14 protein-coding genes are annotated in these 18,552 nt (G+C 56.5%); 10 read left to right on the forward strand and 4 right to left on the reverse strand.

Annotation, left to right across the window (positions count from 1 at the left end; translation table 11 throughout):
* Nucleotides 1-116 precede the first annotated feature (116 nt).
* From zapE to LPQ25_RS02490, 7 genes are all read left to right on the forward strand, one after another.
* Nucleotides 117-1,244, forward strand: coding sequence for a cell division protein ZapE (gene zapE, locus LPQ25_RS02460; RefSeq protein ID WP_004144945.1), 1,128 nt, complete (start codon nt 117-119; stop codon nt 1,242-1,244).
* A gap of 265 nt (nt 1,245-1,509) precedes the next feature.
* Nucleotides 1,510-1,938: a 50S ribosomal protein L13 gene (gene rplM, locus LPQ25_RS02465; RefSeq protein ID WP_002918559.1), complete on the forward strand. Its 429-nt coding sequence runs from the start codon at nt 1,510-1,512 to the stop codon at nt 1,936-1,938.
* Between the two features lie 15 nt (nt 1,939-1,953).
* Complete coding sequence (gene rpsI / locus LPQ25_RS02470) at nt 1,954-2,346, forward strand: 30S ribosomal protein S9 (RefSeq protein ID WP_000829818.1); 393 nt, start codon at nt 1,954-1,956, stop codon at nt 2,344-2,346.
* A 57-nt stretch (nt 2,347-2,403) separates the two neighbouring features.
* Nucleotides 2,404-2,688 (forward strand): hypothetical protein, encoded by a 285-nt coding sequence (locus LPQ25_RS02475; RefSeq protein WP_135801240.1) that lies wholly within the window; start codon nt 2,404-2,406, stop codon nt 2,686-2,688.
* Entirely contained in the window at nt 2,658-3,296 is a 639-nt protein-coding gene (gene sspA, locus LPQ25_RS02480) for a stringent starvation protein SspA (protein ID WP_002918467.1), read from the forward strand. Before LPQ25_RS02475 ends, sspA begins: the two co-directional genes overlap by 31 nt.
* Before the next feature lie 3 nt (nt 3,297-3,299).
* The gene (gene sspB, locus LPQ25_RS02485; RefSeq protein ID WP_002918465.1) at nt 3,300-3,794 is read left to right on the forward strand and encodes a ClpXP protease specificity-enhancing factor; all 495 of its coding nucleotides are present in this window, start codon (nt 3,300-3,302) and stop codon (nt 3,792-3,794) included.
* Between the two features lie 124 nt (nt 3,795-3,918).
* Nucleotides 3,919-4,623, forward strand: a complete 705-nt coding sequence (locus LPQ25_RS02490) for an N-acetylmannosamine-6-phosphate 2-epimerase (RefSeq protein ID WP_014906867.1) — start codon at nt 3,919-3,921, stop codon at nt 4,621-4,623.
* A 54-nt stretch (nt 4,624-4,677) separates the two neighbouring features.
* Here the strand turns inward: LPQ25_RS02490 and LPQ25_RS02495 are convergent, their stop codons facing one another.
* Both LPQ25_RS02495 and gltB read right to left on the reverse strand, forming a co-directional pair.
* Nucleotides 4,678-6,096 (reverse strand): glutamate synthase small subunit, encoded by a 1,419-nt coding sequence (locus LPQ25_RS02495; protein WP_002918461.1) that lies wholly within the window; start codon nt 6,094-6,096, stop codon nt 4,678-4,680.
* Between the two features lie 9 nt (nt 6,097-6,105).
* Entirely contained in the window at nt 6,106-10,566 is a 4,461-nt protein-coding gene (gene gltB / locus LPQ25_RS02500) for a glutamate synthase large subunit (RefSeq protein WP_002918458.1), read from the reverse strand.
* Between the two features lie 673 nt (nt 10,567-11,239).
* Here gltB and LPQ25_RS02505 point away from each other — a divergent pair.
* On the forward strand, nt 11,240-12,172 hold the full coding sequence (locus LPQ25_RS02505) for a tRNA modification radical SAM protein MnmL/YtqA (protein WP_002918455.1): 933 nt from the start codon (nt 11,240-11,242) through the stop codon (nt 12,170-12,172).
* A gap of 51 nt (nt 12,173-12,223) precedes the next feature.
* Here the strand turns inward: LPQ25_RS02505 and LPQ25_RS02510 are convergent, their stop codons facing one another.
* Nucleotides 12,224-13,507 carry an MFS transporter gene (locus LPQ25_RS02510; RefSeq protein WP_002918453.1) on the reverse strand — a complete coding sequence of 428 codons (1,284 nt, stop codon included), beginning with the start codon at nt 13,505-13,507 and terminating at the stop codon, nt 12,224-12,226.
* 85 nt (nt 13,508-13,592) lie between these two features.
* Nucleotides 13,593-14,609: a Zn-dependent oxidoreductase gene (locus LPQ25_RS02515; RefSeq protein ID WP_002918451.1), complete on the reverse strand. Its 1,017-nt coding sequence runs from the start codon at nt 14,607-14,609 to the stop codon at nt 13,593-13,595.
* Between the two features lie 296 nt (nt 14,610-14,905).
* On the opposite strand from LPQ25_RS02515, the gene uxuA reads away from it, so the two are divergent.
* Together uxuA and arcB are read left to right on the forward strand one after the other, a co-directional pair.
* Nucleotides 14,906-15,970: a mannonate dehydratase gene (gene uxuA, locus LPQ25_RS02520; RefSeq protein ID WP_004174133.1), complete on the forward strand. Its 1,065-nt coding sequence runs from the start codon at nt 14,906-14,908 to the stop codon at nt 15,968-15,970.
* A 146-nt stretch (nt 15,971-16,116) separates the two neighbouring features.
* Nucleotides 16,117-18,456 carry an aerobic respiration two-component sensor histidine kinase ArcB gene (gene arcB / locus LPQ25_RS02525; protein WP_002918444.1) on the forward strand — a complete coding sequence of 780 codons (2,340 nt, stop codon included), beginning with the start codon at nt 16,117-16,119 and terminating at the stop codon, nt 18,454-18,456.
* Nucleotides 18,457-18,552: the final 96 nt, after the last annotated feature.

The following is an 18,552-nucleotide window of genomic DNA, read 5'->3' on the forward strand; positions in this document are numbered from 1 at the left end:
AACCGCTAATTCCACAGAAGTGGAATCCTGGCGTATCATCGCGTAGTGTAGAACGGCCTTTTTTTCGTCAATCGTGAGCTTCGGCATTACGGTTTTCAAGGAATAACAATTAGATCATGCAAAGCCTGTCTCCAACATCGCGTTACCTTTTAGCCCTGAAAGAGGGCAGCCATCAACCCGACGACGTCCAGCAAGAAGCGGTGAGCCGCCTTGATACCATTTACCAGGAACTGCAGACGCAGCCCGCGCCGGTCGCGTCAGGCGGCGGTTTGCGCGCGAAATTCGGCAAACTGCTGGGTAAGCGCGAGCCGGCTGCCGGGACGGCACCTGTCCGCGGCCTGTATATGTGGGGCGGCGTGGGGCGAGGCAAAACCTGGCTGATGGACCTGTTTTACCAGAGCCTGCCGGGCGAGCGTAAACAGCGCCTGCATTTCCATCGTTTCATGCTGCGCGTACACGAAGAGCTGACCACCCTGCAGGGACATAGCGACCCGCTGGAGATCGTCGCCGACCGCTTTAAAGCGGAAACCGACGTGCTCTGTTTCGACGAGTTTTTTGTCTCCGATATTACCGACGCCATGCTGTTGGGCGGGCTGATGAAAGCCCTGTTCGCCCGCGGCATCACCCTGGTGGCGACCTCCAATATTCCGCCGGATGAACTCTATCGCAATGGCCTGCAGCGGGCCCGTTTTCTGCCGGCGATCGACGCCATCAAGCAGCATTGCGATATTATGAACGTCGATGCCGGCATCGATTATCGACTGCGTACCCTGACGCAGGCGCACCTGTGGCTGTCGCCGCTGAATAACGACACCCGCGAACAGATGGATAAACTGTGGCTCGCGCTGGCGGGCGCGCCGCGCGCTGCCGGGCCGACGCTGGAGATTAACCATCGCGAGCTGCCTACCCTCGGCGTAGAAAACCAGACGCTGGCGGCATCATTCGCCACGCTATGCGTGGATGCGCGCAGCCAGCATGACTATATCGCGCTCTCCCGACTGTTCCATACGGTGATGCTGTTCGACGTGCCGGTGATGACCGCGCAGCTGGAGAGCGAGGCCCGCCGCTTTATCGCTCTGGTGGATGAGTTTTACGAGCGCCATGTAAAGCTGGTGGTCAGCGCGGCAGTGCCGCTGTACGACATTTACCAGGGCGAGCGGCTGAAGTTTGAGTTCCAGCGCTGTCTCTCTCGTCTGCAGGAGATGCAGAGCGAAGAGTACCTCAAACGTCCGCATATGCCCTGACAGGGGACTTTTTCAGGCGGATTCAGGGCCGCAAGGCCGCCCCGGGCGCGGCCTGAAAAATCTCATAAAGGGGTCGATCTTTGACCCCGACTTCTCTATAATCTTGCGACCCCACGTTACGAGAAGGTTTTTTTCCCGAAACTTTCTATGCGCCGGCATAGGCTATTCGAAGGGGTAGGTTTGCTGGACAATGTCGTGTGAACCTCAACTGACTAAACGTTTGGGTGTTCACCAACGTGTAACTTATTATTTGGGTAAGCTTTTAATGAAAACTTTTACAGCTAAACCAGAAACCGTAAAACGCGACTGGTATGTTGTTGACGCGACCGGTAAAACTCTGGGCCGTCTGGCTACTGAACTGGCTCGTCGCCTGCGCGGTAAGCACAAAGCGGAATACACTCCGCACGTTGATACCGGTGATTACATCATCGTTCTGAACGCAGAAAAAGTTGCTGTTACCGGCAACAAGCGCGAAGACAAAATGTACTACCACCACACCGGCCACATCGGTGGTATCAAAGAAGCGACCTTTGAAGAGATGATTGCCCGCCGTCCTGAGCGTGTGATTGAAATCGCGGTTAAAGGCATGCTGCCAAAAGGCCCGCTGGGTCGTGCTATGTACCGTAAACTGAAAGTTTACGCGGGTAACGAGCACAACCACGCGGCACAGCAACCGCAAGTTCTTGACATCTAATCGGGATTATAGGCAATGGCTGAAAATCAATACTACGGCACTGGTCGCCGCAAAAGTTCCGCAGCTCGCGTTTTCATCAAACCGGGCAACGGTAAAATCGTTATCAACCAGCGTTCTCTGGAACAGTACTTCGGTCGTGAAACTGCCCGCATGGTAGTTCGTCAGCCGCTGGAACTGGTCGACATGGTTGAGAAACTGGATCTGTACATCACTGTTAAAGGTGGTGGTATCTCTGGTCAGGCTGGTGCGATCCGTCACGGTATCACCCGCGCTCTGATGGAGTACGACGAGTCCCTGCGTTCCGAACTGCGTAAAGCTGGCTTCGTTACTCGTGACGCTCGTCAGGTTGAACGTAAGAAAGTCGGTCTGCGTAAAGCACGTCGTCGTCCGCAGTTCTCCAAACGTTAATTGTTTTCTGCTCACGCAGAACAATTTGCGAAAAAACCCGCTTCGGCGGGTTTTTTTATGGATAAAACGGCTGTTATCCACAAGCATAGCGCCGGTTCTCGCCACTTTTTCAGCATTTCCAGAATCCCCTCACCACAACGTCTTCAAAATCTGGTAAACTATCATCCAATTTTCTGCCCAAATGCTGGTGATTGTTCATTTTTTGTTTTATTCGTGAACGAAGGTGACATCGCGCTAATGGGGTTTTTACATCTGGCTGGTCATGAGTGGCCGGCAGCAGTACAAAATTCTGAATATACCTGGAGGTTTTCATGGCTGTCGCTGCCAACAAACGTTCGGTAATGACGCTGTTTTCTGGTCCTACTGACATCTATAGCCATCAGGTCCGCATTGTGCTGGCCGAGAAGGGTGTCAGTTTTGAGATAGAGCACGTGGAGAAGGATAACCCGCCTCAGGATCTGATTGACCTCAACCCGAATCAAAGCGTACCGACGCTGGTGGATCGTGAGCTCACTCTGTGGGAATCCCGCATCATTATGGAGTATCTGGATGAGCGTTTCCCGCACCCGCCGTTAATGCCGGTTTATCCGGTGGCGCGTGGTGAAAGCCGCCTGTATATGCAACGTATCGAGAAGGACTGGTATTCGCTGATGAACACCATCCAGAGCGGTACCGCAGCGCAAGCTGATGCTGCGCGTAAGCAGCTGCGTGAAGAATTGCTGGCCATCGCGCCGGTCTTCACCCAGAAACCTTACTTCCTGAGCGATGAGTTCAGCCTGGTGGACTGCTACCTGGCGCCGCTGCTGTGGCGTCTGCCGGTTCTTGGTGTGGAGCTGGTTGGCGCTGGCGCGAAAGAGCTCAAAGGCTATATGACTCGCGTATTTGAGCGTGATTCCTTCCTCGCTTCTTTAACTGAAGCCGAGCGTGAAATGCGCCTCGGTCGGGGCTAAATAATGGATGTATCACAGCTGACGCCGCGTCGCCCGTATCTGTTACGGGCGTTTTATGACTGGCTGCTGGATAACCAGCTGACGCCGCACCTGGTGGTGGATGTGACGCTGCCGGGCGTGCTCGTGCCGATGGAGTACGCGCGCGATGGGCAAATCGTTCTCAATATTGCCCCGCGTGCGGTAGGCAATCTCGAGCTGGCGAACGACGAAGTGCGCTTCAACGCGCGCTTTGGCGGGGTACCACGCAACGTGTCTGTCCCGCTGGCTGCGGTACTCGCCATCTACGCCCGTGAGAACGGCGCTGGTACGATGTTCGAACCGGAAGCGGCCTATGACGAAGACGTCAGCAGCCTCAACGATGATGACGTCGCGCCGGAGAGTGAAAGCGAAACGGTGATGTCGGTGATCGATGGCGATAAGCCGGATAATCACGACGACGATCCTGACGACACGCCGCCGCCGCGCGGTGGTCGCCCGGCGCTGCGCGTGGTGAAGTAAATCCCTTCTCTGACAGGCCCTGCGGGGCCTGTTTTTTTGTCTGTCCGCTTTGTTAACTCTGCCACAAACGAGGCGTCCCATGGCTGGTATCGTCATCGCCACAGGTAGTTTTTAGGGAGCAGACATGTCTTTACTCGCACAACTGGACCAGCGTATCCGTCATCATGGCGGATTAATTGTCTCCTGCCAGCCGGTGCCGGGCAGTCCGCTGGATAATCCCGCTATCGTCGCGGCAATGGCGCTGGCGGCTGAGCAGGCGGGAGCGGTAGCGCTGCGCATCGAAGGCCAGGCCAACCTGCAGGCCGTTCGTCCGTTAGTGACGGTGCCCGTTATTGGGTTGATCAAACGCGATTTGCCCGATAGCCCGGTGCGTATTACGCCATGGCTGGAAGATATCGACGCGCTGGCGCAGGGCGGAGCGGATATTATTGCTATTGACGGCACCCAGCGTCAGCGTCCGGCGTCAGTGTCGGCGCTATTAGCAGAAATTCATCAGCTGGGAAAAGTGGCGATGGCCGATTGCTCATCTCTCGACGATGCTCTCGAGTGCTGGCAGTTGGGGGCTGAGATTGTCGGGACGACTCTCTCCGGCTATACCGCAGAGGAGACGCCGGAGGAGCCGGATCTGGCGCTGGTGCAATGCCTGAGCGTGGCGGGCTGCAGAGTGATTGCCGAAGGGCGCTATAACACGCCTGCCCAGGCGGCGGAGGCGATGCGCTGCGGCGCGTGGGCGGTGACCGTCGGCTCGGCGATTACCCGCCTGGAGCATATCTGCGGCTGGTATAATACGGCGCTGAAAGCGGCGGTTTGCCCGGCGAATGAGCAATAAAAAAGCCCGATGACGTTAACCATCGGGCTTTTATGCGTGAGGCTCCGGACCTAATCAGACTTCAAGGTAGTTGAGGATCCCGTCCGCCGCTTTACGGCCTTCGGCAATCGCGGTGACCACCAGATCGGAACCGCGAACGATATCGCCACCGGCGAAGATTTTCGGGTTGCTGGTCTGGAAGGCGTTTTCGCTGCCTTCCGGGGCGATAATACGGCCCTGGGAGTCCAGTTCGACGCTGTGCTTCGCCAGCCACTCCATGCTGTGCGGACGGAAGCCAAACGCCATGACTACGGCGTCAGCCGGCACCACGTGCTCAGAGCCGGGGACGATCTCCGCGCGGCGGCGGCCCTTCGCATCCGGCTGGCCCATTTCGGTGCGCGCCATCTTCACGCCGCAAACCTTACCATTGGCATTCACTTCCACGCCCAGCGGCTGGACGTTAAACTGGAACTCAACGCCTTCTTCGCGCGCGTTTTTCACTTCGCGTTTTGAGCCGGGCATGTTCTCTTCGTCACGGCGATAGGCGCAGATCACGTGCGCCGCATTCTGACGGACGGAGGTGCGTACGCAGTCCATCGCGGTATCGCCACCGCCGAGCACCACCACGCGTTTGCCTTCCATGCTGACATAGGGCTCATCGGCGGTTTCACCAAAGCCCATGATCTGCTTAGTGTTAGCGATCAGGAACGGCAGCGCGTCGTAAACACCCGGAGCGTCTTCGTTGTCCAGTCCACCGCGCATCGACTGATAGGTCCCGACGCCGAGGAACACCGCATCGTACTCCTTCAGCAGGTCGTCGAGCTGCACGTCGCGGCCCACTTCGGTATTGAGTTTGAACTCAATGCCCATGCCGGTGAAGATCTCCCGGCGGCGGGTCATCACCTCTTTTTCCAGCTTGAACGCCGGGATACCGAAGGTCAGCAGGCCGCCGATTTCCGGATGGCGGTCAAATACCACCGCCTTGACGCCGTTACGGGTCAGCACGTCGGCGCAGGCGAGGCCCGCCGGGCCAGCGCCGATGATCGCGACGGTTTTACCGGTCGGCTTCACGTCGGAGAGATCCGGACGCCAGCCCATCTCGAATGCCTTATCGTTGATATAGCGTTCGATGTTGCCGATGGTCACCGCGCCGAACTCATCGTTCAGCGTACAGGAGCCTTCACACAGGCGGTCCTGCGGGCAGACGCGCCCGCAGACTTCCGGCAGAGTGTTGGTTTGATGCGACAGCTCGGCCGCTTCAAAAATACGCCCCTCGTTGGCCAGCTTCAGCCAGTTCGGGATGTAGTTATGCACCGGGCACTTCCATTCGCAGTACGGGTTGCCACAGGAGAGGCAGCGATCCGCCTGCGCCTTGGCCTGGCCTTCTGAAAACGGCTCGTAAATTTCCACAAACTCAATTTTACGGATCTTCAGCGGTTTCTTTGGCGGATCAACGCGTTGCAGGTCGATAAATTGATAAACGTTCTGACTCATCTTAACCCCTTACTGCGCCTGCACCCGCAGCTCAGCTGCGGAACGACTACGGTGACCCAACAGTGCTTTAACATCGCTGGACTTTGGTTTAACCAGCGCAAACTTCGCGGAGAAGGCCGGCCAGTTGGCGAGGATCTCTTCGCCGCGTTGCGAACCGGTAAGCTGTACGTGCTCGGTGATTAAACCGCGCAGGTGCTCTTCATGGATGGCCAGAGAATCAACGTCCAGCACTTCCACCAGCTCCGGGTTCACGCGTTTGCGGAAGTCGCCATCTTCATCCAGGACATAGGCAAAGCCGCCGGTCATCCCTGCGCCAAAGTTGACGCCGGTTTTTCCGAGCACGCAGACGATGCCGCCGGTCATATATTCGCAGCCGTTGTCGCCGATGCCTTCCACCACGGTGATGGCGCCGGAGTTACGCACGGCGAAACGCTCGCCCGCGCGGCCTGCGGCGTACAGACGACCACCGGTCGCGCCGTACAGGCAGGTGTTGCCGATAATACTGGCTTCATGGCTGCGGAACGCAGAGCCCACCGGCGGACGAATGGCCAGCAGACCGCCCGCCATGCCTTTCCCGACGTAGTCGTTGGCGTCGCCAGTCAGATGCAGTTCCACGCCGCCGGCGTTCCACACGCCGAAGCTCTGGCCCGCGGTGCCGCTAAAGTGAGCGACGATCGGGTCGCCCGCCAGTCCCTGGTCGCCATGGGTCTGGGCGATATACCCGGACAGCGAGGCCCCCACGGAGCGGTCGGTGTTACGGATATCAAACCAGAACGTCTTGCTCTGCTTTTCATCCACGTACGGTTTCGCCTGCTGCAGCAGCTGGGCGTTGAGCACGCCGTTATCGAACGGTGGGTTGTTCTCGGTGCAGTACAGCGCTTTGCCCGGATGCGGCTCTGCGGTCTCCAGCAGTTTACCCAGATCCAGTTTCTGCTGCTTGGCGGTGAACCCATCCAGCTCTTTGAGCAGATCGGTGCGGCCAATCAGATCCACCAGACGCTTGACGCCCAGCTGGGCCATCAGCTCGCGGGTCTCACGGGCGATAAATTCAAAGTAGTTGGTCACTTTGAACGGCAGACCGTGATAGTGATTCTTACGCAGTTTGTCATCCTGGGTCGCCACGCCGGTAGCGCAGTTGTTCAGGTGGCAAATACGCAGGTATTTACAGCCCAGCGCGACCATCGGGCCGGTACCGAAACCGAAGCTCTCCGCGCCGAGGATCGCCGCTTTGATGATATCAAGACCGGTTTTCAGGCCGCCATCCACCTGCAGACGGATCTTATGACGCAGACCGTTAGCGACCAGCGCCTGCTGGGTTTCCACCAGGCCGAGCTCCCACGGACAGCCGGCATATTTCACCGAAGAGAGCGGGCTCGCCCCGGTGCCGCCGTCGTAGCCGGCGATGGTGATCAGGTCGGCATAGGCTTTGGCCACGCCGGTGGCGATGGTGCCAACGCCCGGCTCAGAAACCAGTTTGACCGAAATCATCGCTTTCGGATTGACCTGCTTGAGGTCGAAAATCAGCTGCGCCAGATCCTCGATAGAGTAGATATCGTGGTGCGGCGGCGGGGAAATCAGCGTGACGCCCGGTACCGAATAGCGCAGTTTGGCGATGTACGGGGTGACTTTATCACCCGGCAGCTGGCCACCTTCACCCGGTTTCGCCCCCTGGGCGACTTTGATCTGGATGACGTCGGCATTGACCAGGTAGGCTGGCGTGACGCCGAAGCGGCCGGACGCGACCTGCTTGATGCGCGACACTTTATTAGTGCCGTAGCGCGCCGGGTCTTCACCGCCTTCACCGGAGTTGGAGAAGCCGCCGATGCTGTTCATCGCTTCCGCCAGCGACTCGTGCGCTTCCGGGCTCAGGGCGCCGATCGACATCGCCGCGGTATCGAAGCGTTTAAACAGCTCCTTCGCCGGCTCTACTTCGTCGATGCTGATGGCGTCTTCGCCTGGGTTGAGCGCCAGCAGGTCGCGCAGCGTGGCCGCTGGACGTTCGTTAACCAGTTTCGCGTATTGTTGATAATCGCTGTATTCGCCGCTCTGCACGGCCTGCTGCAGGGTGCGCACCACGTCCGGGTTGTAGGCATGATATTCGCCGCCGTGCACATATTTCAGCAAACCGCCCTGGGCCAGCGGCTTACGCGCCAGCCAGGCGCGTTTCGACAGATTCAGCAGATCCTGCTGGAAGTCGTCGAAGCTGGCGCCGCCGATGCGGCTGACCACGCCCTGGAAGCAGAGCTCGGAGACATCGCGATGCAGACCGACCGCTTCGAACAGCTTCGAGCAGCGGTAGGAGGCGATGGTCGAGATCCCCATCTTGGACATGATCTTATACAGACCTTTATTGATACCGTTGCGATAGTTCAGCATCACCGCACGGTACGGTTTATCGATGGCTTTGCTGTCGACCAGCTTCGCCAGCGTTTCGTAGGCGAGGTATGGATAGATAGCCGTCGCCCCAAAGCCGAGCAGCACGGCGAAGTGGTGCGGATCGCGGGCGCTGGCGGTTTCAACGATGATGTTGGCATCGCAGCGCAGGCTTTTATCGACCAGACGGGTCTGGATCGCGCCAACGGCCATCGGCGCCGGTACCGGCAGACGGTCTTTGGCGATGTTGCGGTCAGAGAGCACCAGCAGCACGGTGCCGTCGCGCACCATTTGCTCCGCTTTATCGCACAGCGCTTTCACCGTCTCGCTGAGGGAGGCCTCTGCCGGGTTGAACGTGATATCGAGGACGTCGGCGCGATAGTGCTCTTCTTCCATCGTCGTCAGCTGTTTAAAATCGGAGTACAGCAGGATCGGCGATTTGAAGCTCAGACGATGCGCCTGGCCTTCCGCTTCGCAGAAGACGTTCATTTCGCGGCCGATGCTGGTAGCCAGCGACATGACGTGCGCTTCGCGCAGCGGGTCGATCGGCGGGTTAGTCACCTGGGCGAACTGCTGACGGAAGTAATCGTAGATAATGCGCGGCTGGCTGGAAAGCACGGCGAATGGCGTGTCATCGCCCATCGAACCGACTGCTTCTTGGCCATTTTCGCCGAGCACGCGCAGGACGGAGTCCAGCTCTTCCGCGCTGTAGTTAAACTGTTTCTGGTAGCTGGCGAGCGTGTCGTCATCCAGCTGGCGACTGCCAACCTCTTCGTCCGGCAGATCTTCGAACGGCACCAGGCGACGAACGTTTTTCTCCATCCACTCTTTATACGGGTGGCGGCTCTTCAGATCGTCATCGGTTTCCGCTGAGTGCAGAATGCGTCCGGCACGGGTATCGATAACCATCAGCTCGCCCGGGCCCACGCGGCCTTTCTCGACCACTTCGTCAGGCTGGTAATCCCAGATGCCGACTTCGGAGGCGCAGGTGATGAGCTTATCTTTGGTAATGACGTAGCGCGCCGGGCGCAGACCGTTACGGTCGAGGTTACAGGCCGCGTAGCGGCCATCGGACATGACGATGCCCGCCGGGCCGTCCCACGGCTCCATATGCATGGAGTTAAAGTCGAAGAATGAACGCAGCTCCGGATCCATATCCGGGTTGTTCTGCCAGGCTGGCGGCACCAGCAGACGCATGGCGCGCACGATGTCCATCCCGCCGGCCAGCAGCAGCTCCAGCATGTTGTCCATAGAACTGGAGTCGGAGCCGGTTTCGTTAACGAACGGCGCGGCGTCGTGCAGGTCAGGGATCAGCGGGGTCTGGAACTTATAGGTACGGGCGCGGGCCCACTGGCGGTTGCCGGTAATGGTGTTAATTTCACCGTTGTGCGCCAGGTAGCGGAACGGCTGCGCCAACGGCCAGCGTGGTACGGTGTTGGTGGAGAAGCGCTGGTGGAACAGGCAGATAGCCGACTCCAGGCGCAGGTCCGCGAGGTCCAGGTAGAAGCGCGGCAAATCCGCCGGCATACACAGACCTTTATAGATGTTGACCAGATTGGACAAGCTACAAACGTAGAAATCTTTGTCTTCCTGCAGACGTTTTTCAATGCGACGACGCGCAATAAACAGACGGCGCTCCATATCGCGCGGGCGCCAGCCAGCCGGGGCGTTGACAAAGATTTGCTCAATACGGGGCAGCGAGGAGAGGGCGATTTCACCGAGCACGCCTTCGTTGGTCGGCACATCGCGCCAGCCGACAATCGACAGGGTCTCAAGCTGAAGTTCTTCTTCAACGATGCGGCGCGCCGCTTTAGCCAGCTCAGGATCTTTATTCAGGAACAGCATCCCAACGGCGTAGTTTTTGGCTAAACGCCAGCCGCGCTCTTCGGCAACGATGCGGAAGAAACGATCGGGTTTTTGCAGCAGCAGACCGCAACCGTCGCCGGTTTTACCATCGGCAAGGATTGCGCCACGGTGCTGCATGCGGGCCAGTGCGTGTATTGCGGTTCGCACTACCTTGTGGCTAGGTTCGCCTTCTATGTGGGCGATCAGGCCGAAACCACAGTTATCCCTCTCAAGGGATTTGTCGTACAACATATCAGTGAACCTCCCCAGGCTCTACGGACACCCTCCGATACCGATTGCGCACAGGCACAGAAAGAGCATGGCGACGGGGTTTACACCTCGCATTCGCCCTCTTTAAATCCTTTTCGCATCGGTACACAAGTTTGAGGACTTGCTGTTAAGAGGGAATCTCAATTACTGCATAAATATGATGAGCAGAGTGCTCATCCAGAAAGCTTCCAGCGGATTCCCAACTTATCGGGAATCCACACTTACGTCAAATGGCAATCTTATTAATACAAAAATGTGCTATACACAAGTTAACTAATTGTTATTAAAGAAAATAATGGCAATTTTTATGCTTTGAATACGCCTGCTGGTGGTGCGGCTAGTGTGATCTGTCTCACTGTGCACGCGGCTTTGCATTACCAATATGCGCTGAAATACATTTCATTATTAGCATATTTGACTGCAATATTTTTAACTACTGGACATTAATACCGTTTTTTACCAGAAAGCAGATTAGGGCAATGCTAAGATAAAATATAAGGAAAACTCATCACCTGGGGGTTGAATGAAATTGCAGTAATCTTGATTGTTTATGCAATAGGGTTGATCGCCGCGCTGACGATTGATCTATGTCATCGCCGTCGGTGACGAAAAGTGGCAGGCTTGGCCCCCTTTGTTGAGGGCGGTCTATCAGATTATGCAGTTACAGAAATTAGTCAATATGTTTGGTGGGGATCTTATGCGTCGCTATGGCGAAAAGGTCCATAAGCTAACGCTGCACGGCGGTTTTAGCTGCCCAAACCGCGACGGCACGCTGGGCCGCGGCGGTTGCACTTTCTGTAACGTGGCATCGTTTGCCGATGAGGCGCAGCAGCATCGCTCTATCGCCGAACAGCTCGCTCATCAGGCGCAGCTCGTCAACCGGGCGAAGCGCTATCTGGCCTATTTTCAGGCCTACACCAGCACCTTCGCTGAAGTGCAGGTGCTCCGTTCAATGTATCGTCAGGCCGTCAGTGCCGCAAATATCGTTGGCCTGTGCGTCGGCACCCGCCCGGACTGCGTTCCGCAGGCGGTCCTTGACCTGCTGAGTGAATACCATCAGCAAGGGTATGAGGTATGGCTGGAGCTGGGGCTGCAAACTGCTCATGACAAGACCCTGCATCGCATTAACCGTGGACACGATTTCGCCTGTTATCAGCGTACCGCGCGCCTGGCGCGAGAGCGGGGGCTGAAAGTCTGTGCGCATCTGATCGTCGGTCTGCCCGGAGAGAGCCAGGGGCATTGTCTGCAGACGCTGGAGCAGGTAGTGGCGACCGGCGTGGATGGGATCAAATTGCATCCACTGCATATTGTGAAAGGCAGCATTATGGCCAAAGCGTGGCAGGCCGGGCGTCTCGATGGCATTGAGCTGGAGGCGTATACCGTCACCGCTGGAGAGATGATCCGCCATACGCCGCCGGAGGTGATCTACCACCGTATTTCCGCCAGCGCCCGTCGGCCCACGCTGTTGGCGCCGCTGTGGTGTGAAAATCGCTGGACCGGCATGGTTGAACTGGATCGTTATCTGAATCAGCAGGGCGCTCAGGGCTCGGCGCTGGGCCGTAGCTGGGTTGCTCCCCAGGCTGAGTGAGAAGTACGAGCGTGATGTCCGGAACAATGCCGGACATCGCGCTCCTGCCATTTATGCCTGGCTGGCTTTCATCGTCACACGCGGAGTTTTGATCACGAACAGCACCAGCAGGGCGCCAAGCGCGGCGATAGTGCCGGCGAGTACGAAAGCGCTGTCAAATTTACCAGTAGACTGCACGATATAGCCGGTAACAATCGGCCCCACGATGCCGGAGACGCTGCCGATAAGATGGATAAAGCCGCTGGCGCCGCCGACGCGGGATTTATGCACCACGTCCTGGATAATCGCCCAGTAGATCGCCCCGGTTACATAGAGGAAAAAGATGGAGACCGACATCAGCAGAACGGCAGGCACGACGCTGCTGACGGTACCCGCCAGTCCCACGCAGATAGCGGCCATCAGCAGGCATACCACCAGCACAATTTTGCGCGACAGCAGCAGGCGCCCGGTGAGTTTAAAAATTTTATCGGAAATATAGCCCCCAAGCGCCAGACCGACAAAGCCGACTATCCATGGGATCATAGTGGTAAGGCTCATCTGTTTAATATCCAGATGGTGCTGTTGTACCAGATAGGACGGGAACCAGCTGAGAAAGAAAAACAGAATATAGTTGTAGCAGAAGAAGGCAAAGGCCGTTACCAGAATAATTGGCTGTTTCAAATAATAACCCAGTGAGTGAGCTGTTTGATTTTCTATTGTTTCCAGCGCGACTTCTTCTTCTTTCATTTTATTAATCAGCTTAAGTTCTTCCTGGCTGACTTTTTTGTGCTTTTCGGGCGAATTAGCGGCAATGAAAAACCACGCTATCATCCATACAATACCGATAGCGAAAATAATCATAAAAGCCGGGCGCCAGCCGAATGCCAGGGCCAGGTAACCGACGATGGGGCCGGCGACCGCGCCGCCCAGCGGAGAGCCTGCGCTGAGAAAGCCGACGGCGGTAGCCGCTTGCTTTTTAGGAAACCAGCCGTTGATCATCTTGTTCGCCGATGCGCAGATCGGGCCTTCCGCCATCCCGAAAAGCACCCGCAGCACCAGCATGGAATAAAAGCCGGTGGCTACCGCGGTTAAGCCGCAAAACAGCGACCACAGACCGACCGCCAGGCCCATTACCAGCGTTGCGCCAAACTTATCCACGGCCAAACCGCCAATAAAATTAAATACCGCGTAGCCGAAGAAAAAGCTGCCGAAAATAATGCCGAATTGTTCAGCGTTAAGTGCAAGGTCCTTTTCAATCATCGGGACCGTAATGGATAATGCCACCCGGTCAAGATAATTTATCATATATACTAAAAATAATAACAGGACGATAATCCAGCGGATATTTTTTCCCATGATAACACCATGCTCATTATATTATTTATATCAGGCGCGGCGGATACGCAGATATCCGTCGGCCGTTATTCTATACGATGCCGGTTTAACCCAGCTGCAGCAGCACTTTGCAGCAGGTCTTACGGTCGTTAGCAAAAATCTCCATGGCCTCTTTCACCTGCTCCAGCGGCATACAATGGGTGATTAACGCCTCCGGACGAATAAGGCCTTTCTCCATCCAGTCGATGACCAGCGGAAAACGCCCGCTGTTCAGCCGGGAGGAGAAAATAGAAATTTCTTTACTGGTGATGCTTTGCTGAGTGAGGGTCGAGGCCTCGCCGGAGAAACCGAGTATACCGATGCGGGCGGCGGGGGAGGCGAGGAGAATGGCTTCCTGCAGGATCGCCGGGTGGCAGGCGGCATCAATGACCAGCGTGGGGGCAAGCTGCCGCTGCGCCAGCTGTTCCGCGAGCGGCTGGTCAGTGTTATCGAGCGTCAGATCGGCGCCGTTTTCCCGGGCCATCTGCAGACGTTCGGCAATGCGATCCACGACGATCACCTGCTTAACGCCATATACCCCCTTTAGCGCCTGAATGATTGTCAGCCCCATCGGGCCAGCGCCGTAAACCAGGGCAATATCTTGCGCCGTGGGCTGCAGCTGGGCGGTAATATTTGCCGCGATGGTAAAAGGCTCAACCATCGTTGCCTGACGGTCGCTGATAGCCTCGGGGATGCGCCAGGCATTTTTCGCCGGCACGCAGGCATAGTCGCTAAATCCCCCGTCGCGGTGAACTCCTATGACCTGGAGCTGCGTACAGACATTCGGCCTTCCTACCGAGCAAGGATAACAATGGCCGCAGCTGACAACGGGGTCCACCGCGACACGCTCGCCGATGCGTGCCGGAGATACCTGCTCGCCGACGGCGTCGATGATGCCATAGAATTCATGGCCGATGACGCGGGGATATTTCGCGAAAGGGTTGTGGCCGTGATAGATGTGTACATCGGAACCACAGATCCCGGCAAAAGCAATTTTCACCCGTACTTCATGGGCGCCCGGAACTGGAACCGGACGTGATTCAATGTTCAGTTGGCCTGGCTCTTTGACGACGACGCTTCTCATTTTGATTCCTTCCATTGTCTTTTTTCTGAACAAATTACGCTACTTTTATTACCATACAAGTATGCAAAAGATCATAATCAGGCCTGGATCACATTTGAGAAAGCTCGGCAGAAAAAGCCATGGCATGATTAATCTATTGAAATAAATTGAAAAAAATTATGAATGCACCGACGCATTCACCGCTGGCGAGCCGGTCGGCAGGAATGTGATCGCTATCACGACAGCCAACGCTCAATCATCTATGATTACTGGTATGGTAGTAGGGTAAATTAAACTAAGTTGAGCAGGTGAAGACAATGCAGATGACAATGCGCTGGTTTGGACCAGAGGAAGACAAGATTTCATTAGAACATATTCGCCAGGTGCCTGGCGTTGAGGGGGTGGTCGGCGCGCTCTACGACGTCGCGGTGGGCGAAGTATGGCCGGTGGATAAAATTGAGCGTCTGGTCGGTCAGGCCCATGCCGCAGGCCTGAAAATGGAGGTGATCGAGAGCGTCAACATCCATGACGACATCAAAATCGGCCTACCTACCCGTGACCGCTATATTGCCAACTACCAGCAGACCATCCGCAACCTTGCCCGCTTTGGCGTTAAAGTCATCTGCTATAACTTCATGCCGGTTTTCGACTGGATGAAGACGGATATGAACTACGTCCTGCCGGATGGCTCGCTGACGATGGCGTTTGAGAAGAAAGATATCGATAAGCGGCTGGAAGACGTGGTGAAGGAGGTGCTTGAGAATTCAAACGGCTTCGCCTTGCCGGGCTGGGAGCCGGAACGGCTGGCGGAGGTGCAGACCCTGTTTGCCAAATATAGCGCGGTGGATGATCAGAAGCTGCGGGAGAACCTGGTTTATTTTCTGCAGGCGGTGATCCCGGTTTGCGAAGAGGTTGGGGTGAAAATGGCGATCCACCCGGACGACCCGCCGTACTCCATTTTTGGCCTGCCGCGGGTGGTCAAAAACCGCGACGATCTGGACTGGATCTGCCGGGCCGTCGATTCACCCGCCAACGGCATTACGCTCTGCACCGGCTCGATTGCCGAAGATCCTGATAATGACGTGTACGCCATCCTGGCCGAATTTACGCGGCGTAAGCGAATTCATTTTGCCCACGTCCGCAATATAAAGCTGATGCAGGATAAAGACTTTTACGAGTGCGCCCATCCGTCAGAGTACGGCTCCCTGGATATGTACAAAGTGATGCAAGCGCTGTATGACAACGGATTCGACGGCTATATTCGCCCGGATCATGGTCGCTTTATCTGGGGAGAGACCGGACGGCCGGGCTATGGCCTGTTCGACCGCGCCCTCGGCGTGACCTACCTGAAAGGACTCTGGGAGGCGTTAAGCAAGCGTTAATCCCTCTTCTGATCCCCCTCTTTTGCGGCTGGTTCGCCTCTGCGGCCGGCCGCCGTATCGACTCCTGCCCGCATTTTTTGCACAACTTACAGCGCATTGCTCAGAATTGAGTATTATTGTGCGGAGTTGTCGTGAAGGAATCCCCTATGAAGCAAATTCGTATGCTGGCGCAGTATTATGTCGACCTGATGATGAAGCTGGGTCTGGTCCGCTTTTCGATGCTGTTGGCTCTTGCGCTGGTGGTGCTGGCCATCGTGGTACAGATGGCGGTTACCATGGTGCTGCATGGCCAGGTTGAAAGTATCGACGTTATCCGCTCTATCTTCTTTGGCCTGCTGATCACGCCTTGGGCGGTCTACTTTCTCTCGGTGGTGGTGGAGCAGCTCGAAGAGTCCCGTCAGCGTCTTTCGCGGCTGGTGGACAAGCTGGAGGAGATGCGTGAGCGCGATCTAAAGCTGAACGTCCAACTGAAAGATAACATCGCGCAGTTGAATCAGGAGATTGGCGAACGTGAAAAAGCGGAAGCCGAGCGCGAGACCACCCTCGAGCAGTTGAAGATTGAGATGAAAGAGCGTGAAGAGACGCAGATCCAGCTCGAACAGCAATCCTCCTTTCTGCGCTCTTTCCTCGATGCTTCCCCGGACCTGGTCTTCTATCGCAATGAGGATAAGGAGTTTTCAGGCTGTAACCGGGCGATGGAGCTGCTGACCGGCAAAAGCGAGAAACAGCTGATCCACCTCAAACCGCAGGACGTCTATAGCGAAGAGGCGGCGGAAAAGGTACTGGAGACCGACGAGAAGGTGTTCCGCCATAATGTATCGCTGACCTATGAGCAGTGGCTGGACTATCCCGATGGCCGCAAAGCGTGCTTTGAAATCCGCAAGGTCCCCTACTACGATCGCGTCGGTAAGCGTCGCGGCCTGATGGGCTTCGGCCGCGATATCACCGAACGTAAACGCTATCAGGACGCTCTTGAGCGCGCCAGCCGGGATAAAACCACCTTTATTTCCACCATCAGTCATGAGCTGCGTACCCCGCTAAACGGGATCGTCGGGCTGAGCCGAATTTTGCTGGATACCGAACTGACCAGCGAACAGGAAAAATACCTGAAAACTATCCATGTATCGGCGGTGACGCTGGGGAATATCTTCAATGATATTATCGACATGGACAAAATGGAGCGCCGCAAGGTGCAGCTCGATAACCAGCCGGTGGACTTCACCAGCTTCCTTGCCGACCTTGAAAACCTATCCGGCCTGCAGGCACAGCAGAAGGGGCTGCGCTTTGTGCTGGAGCCGAGCCTGCCGCTGCCGCATAAGGTAATCACGGATGGGACCCGCCTGCGGCAGATCCTGTGGAATCTTATCAGTAACGCCGTGAAGTTTACCCCGCAGGGCGGAGGGGTGAACGTCCGCGTGCGCTATGACGAAGGCGATATCCTGCATTTCGAAGTGGAAGACTCCGGAATTGGTATTCCTGAAGCGGAACAGGACAAAATTTTCGCCATGTATTACCAGGTCAAAGACAGCCACGGCGGCAAACCGGCCACCGGAACCGGGATTGGTCTCGCCGTCTCGCGTCGCCTGGCGCGTAATATGGGCGGTGATATCAGCGTTACCAGCCAGCCGGGTAAAGGGGCGACCTTTACGCTTACCGTCCATGCGCCTGCCATTGCGGAAGAAGTGGAAGATACGCTGGCGGAAGACGACATGCCATTACCGGCGCTCAACGTGCTGCTGGTTGAGGACATTGAGCTCAACGTTATTGTGGCCCGTTCAGTGCTGGAAAAACTGGGTAACAGCGTTGATGTGGCGATGACCGGGAAAGCCGCGCTGGAGATGTTTGAGCCAGGCGAATATGACCTTGTGCTGTTGGATATTCAGTTACCGGACATGACCGGACTGGATATTTCCCGGGAACTGAAACAGCGCTTTGCCGCTGACGAGCTACCGCCGCTGGTCGCCCTCACCGCCAACGTGCTGAAGAATAAAAAAGAGTATCTCGACGCCGGGATGGACGATGTGTTGAGTAAGCCGCTATCGGTGCCAGCGCTAACGGCCATGATCAAGAAATTCTGGGATGCACCGGATGAGGAAGCGCAGGAAGCGCCGGCGGCCGATCTGCATAAAGCCGACGCGGTGCTGGATACCGATATGCTGGAGCAATATATCGAGCTGGTGGGACCGAAGCTTATCAACGATGGTCTCGCGGTGTTTGAGAAGATGATGCCGGGCTACATGTCCGTTCTGGAGTCTAATCTGACCGCCCGCGACCAAAAAGGGATTGTCGAAGAGGGGCATAAGATCAAAGGGGCGGCCGGTTCTATCGGACTGCGCCACATCCAGCAGCTGGGCCAGCAGATCCAGACTCCGGATCTGCCTGCCTGGTCTGATAATGTCGCTGAATGGGTTGAAGAGATGAAATCCGAGTGGCAAAACGATGTAGCGGTACTGAAGGCGTGGGTGGCGAAAGCCAGCAAAAAATGACCCCGGACAGACCGGGGTGCGCGAATACTGCGCCAACACCAGGGAACTGGTGGTTGAGCCAGTGTTGTTTGAGTGATGTTGTTACGTGGCGCAACC

This window comes from Klebsiella sp. KPN54798, assembly GCF_021184225.1.
Classification (GTDB): domain Bacteria; phylum Pseudomonadota; class Gammaproteobacteria; order Enterobacterales; family Enterobacteriaceae; genus Klebsiella; species Klebsiella pneumoniae.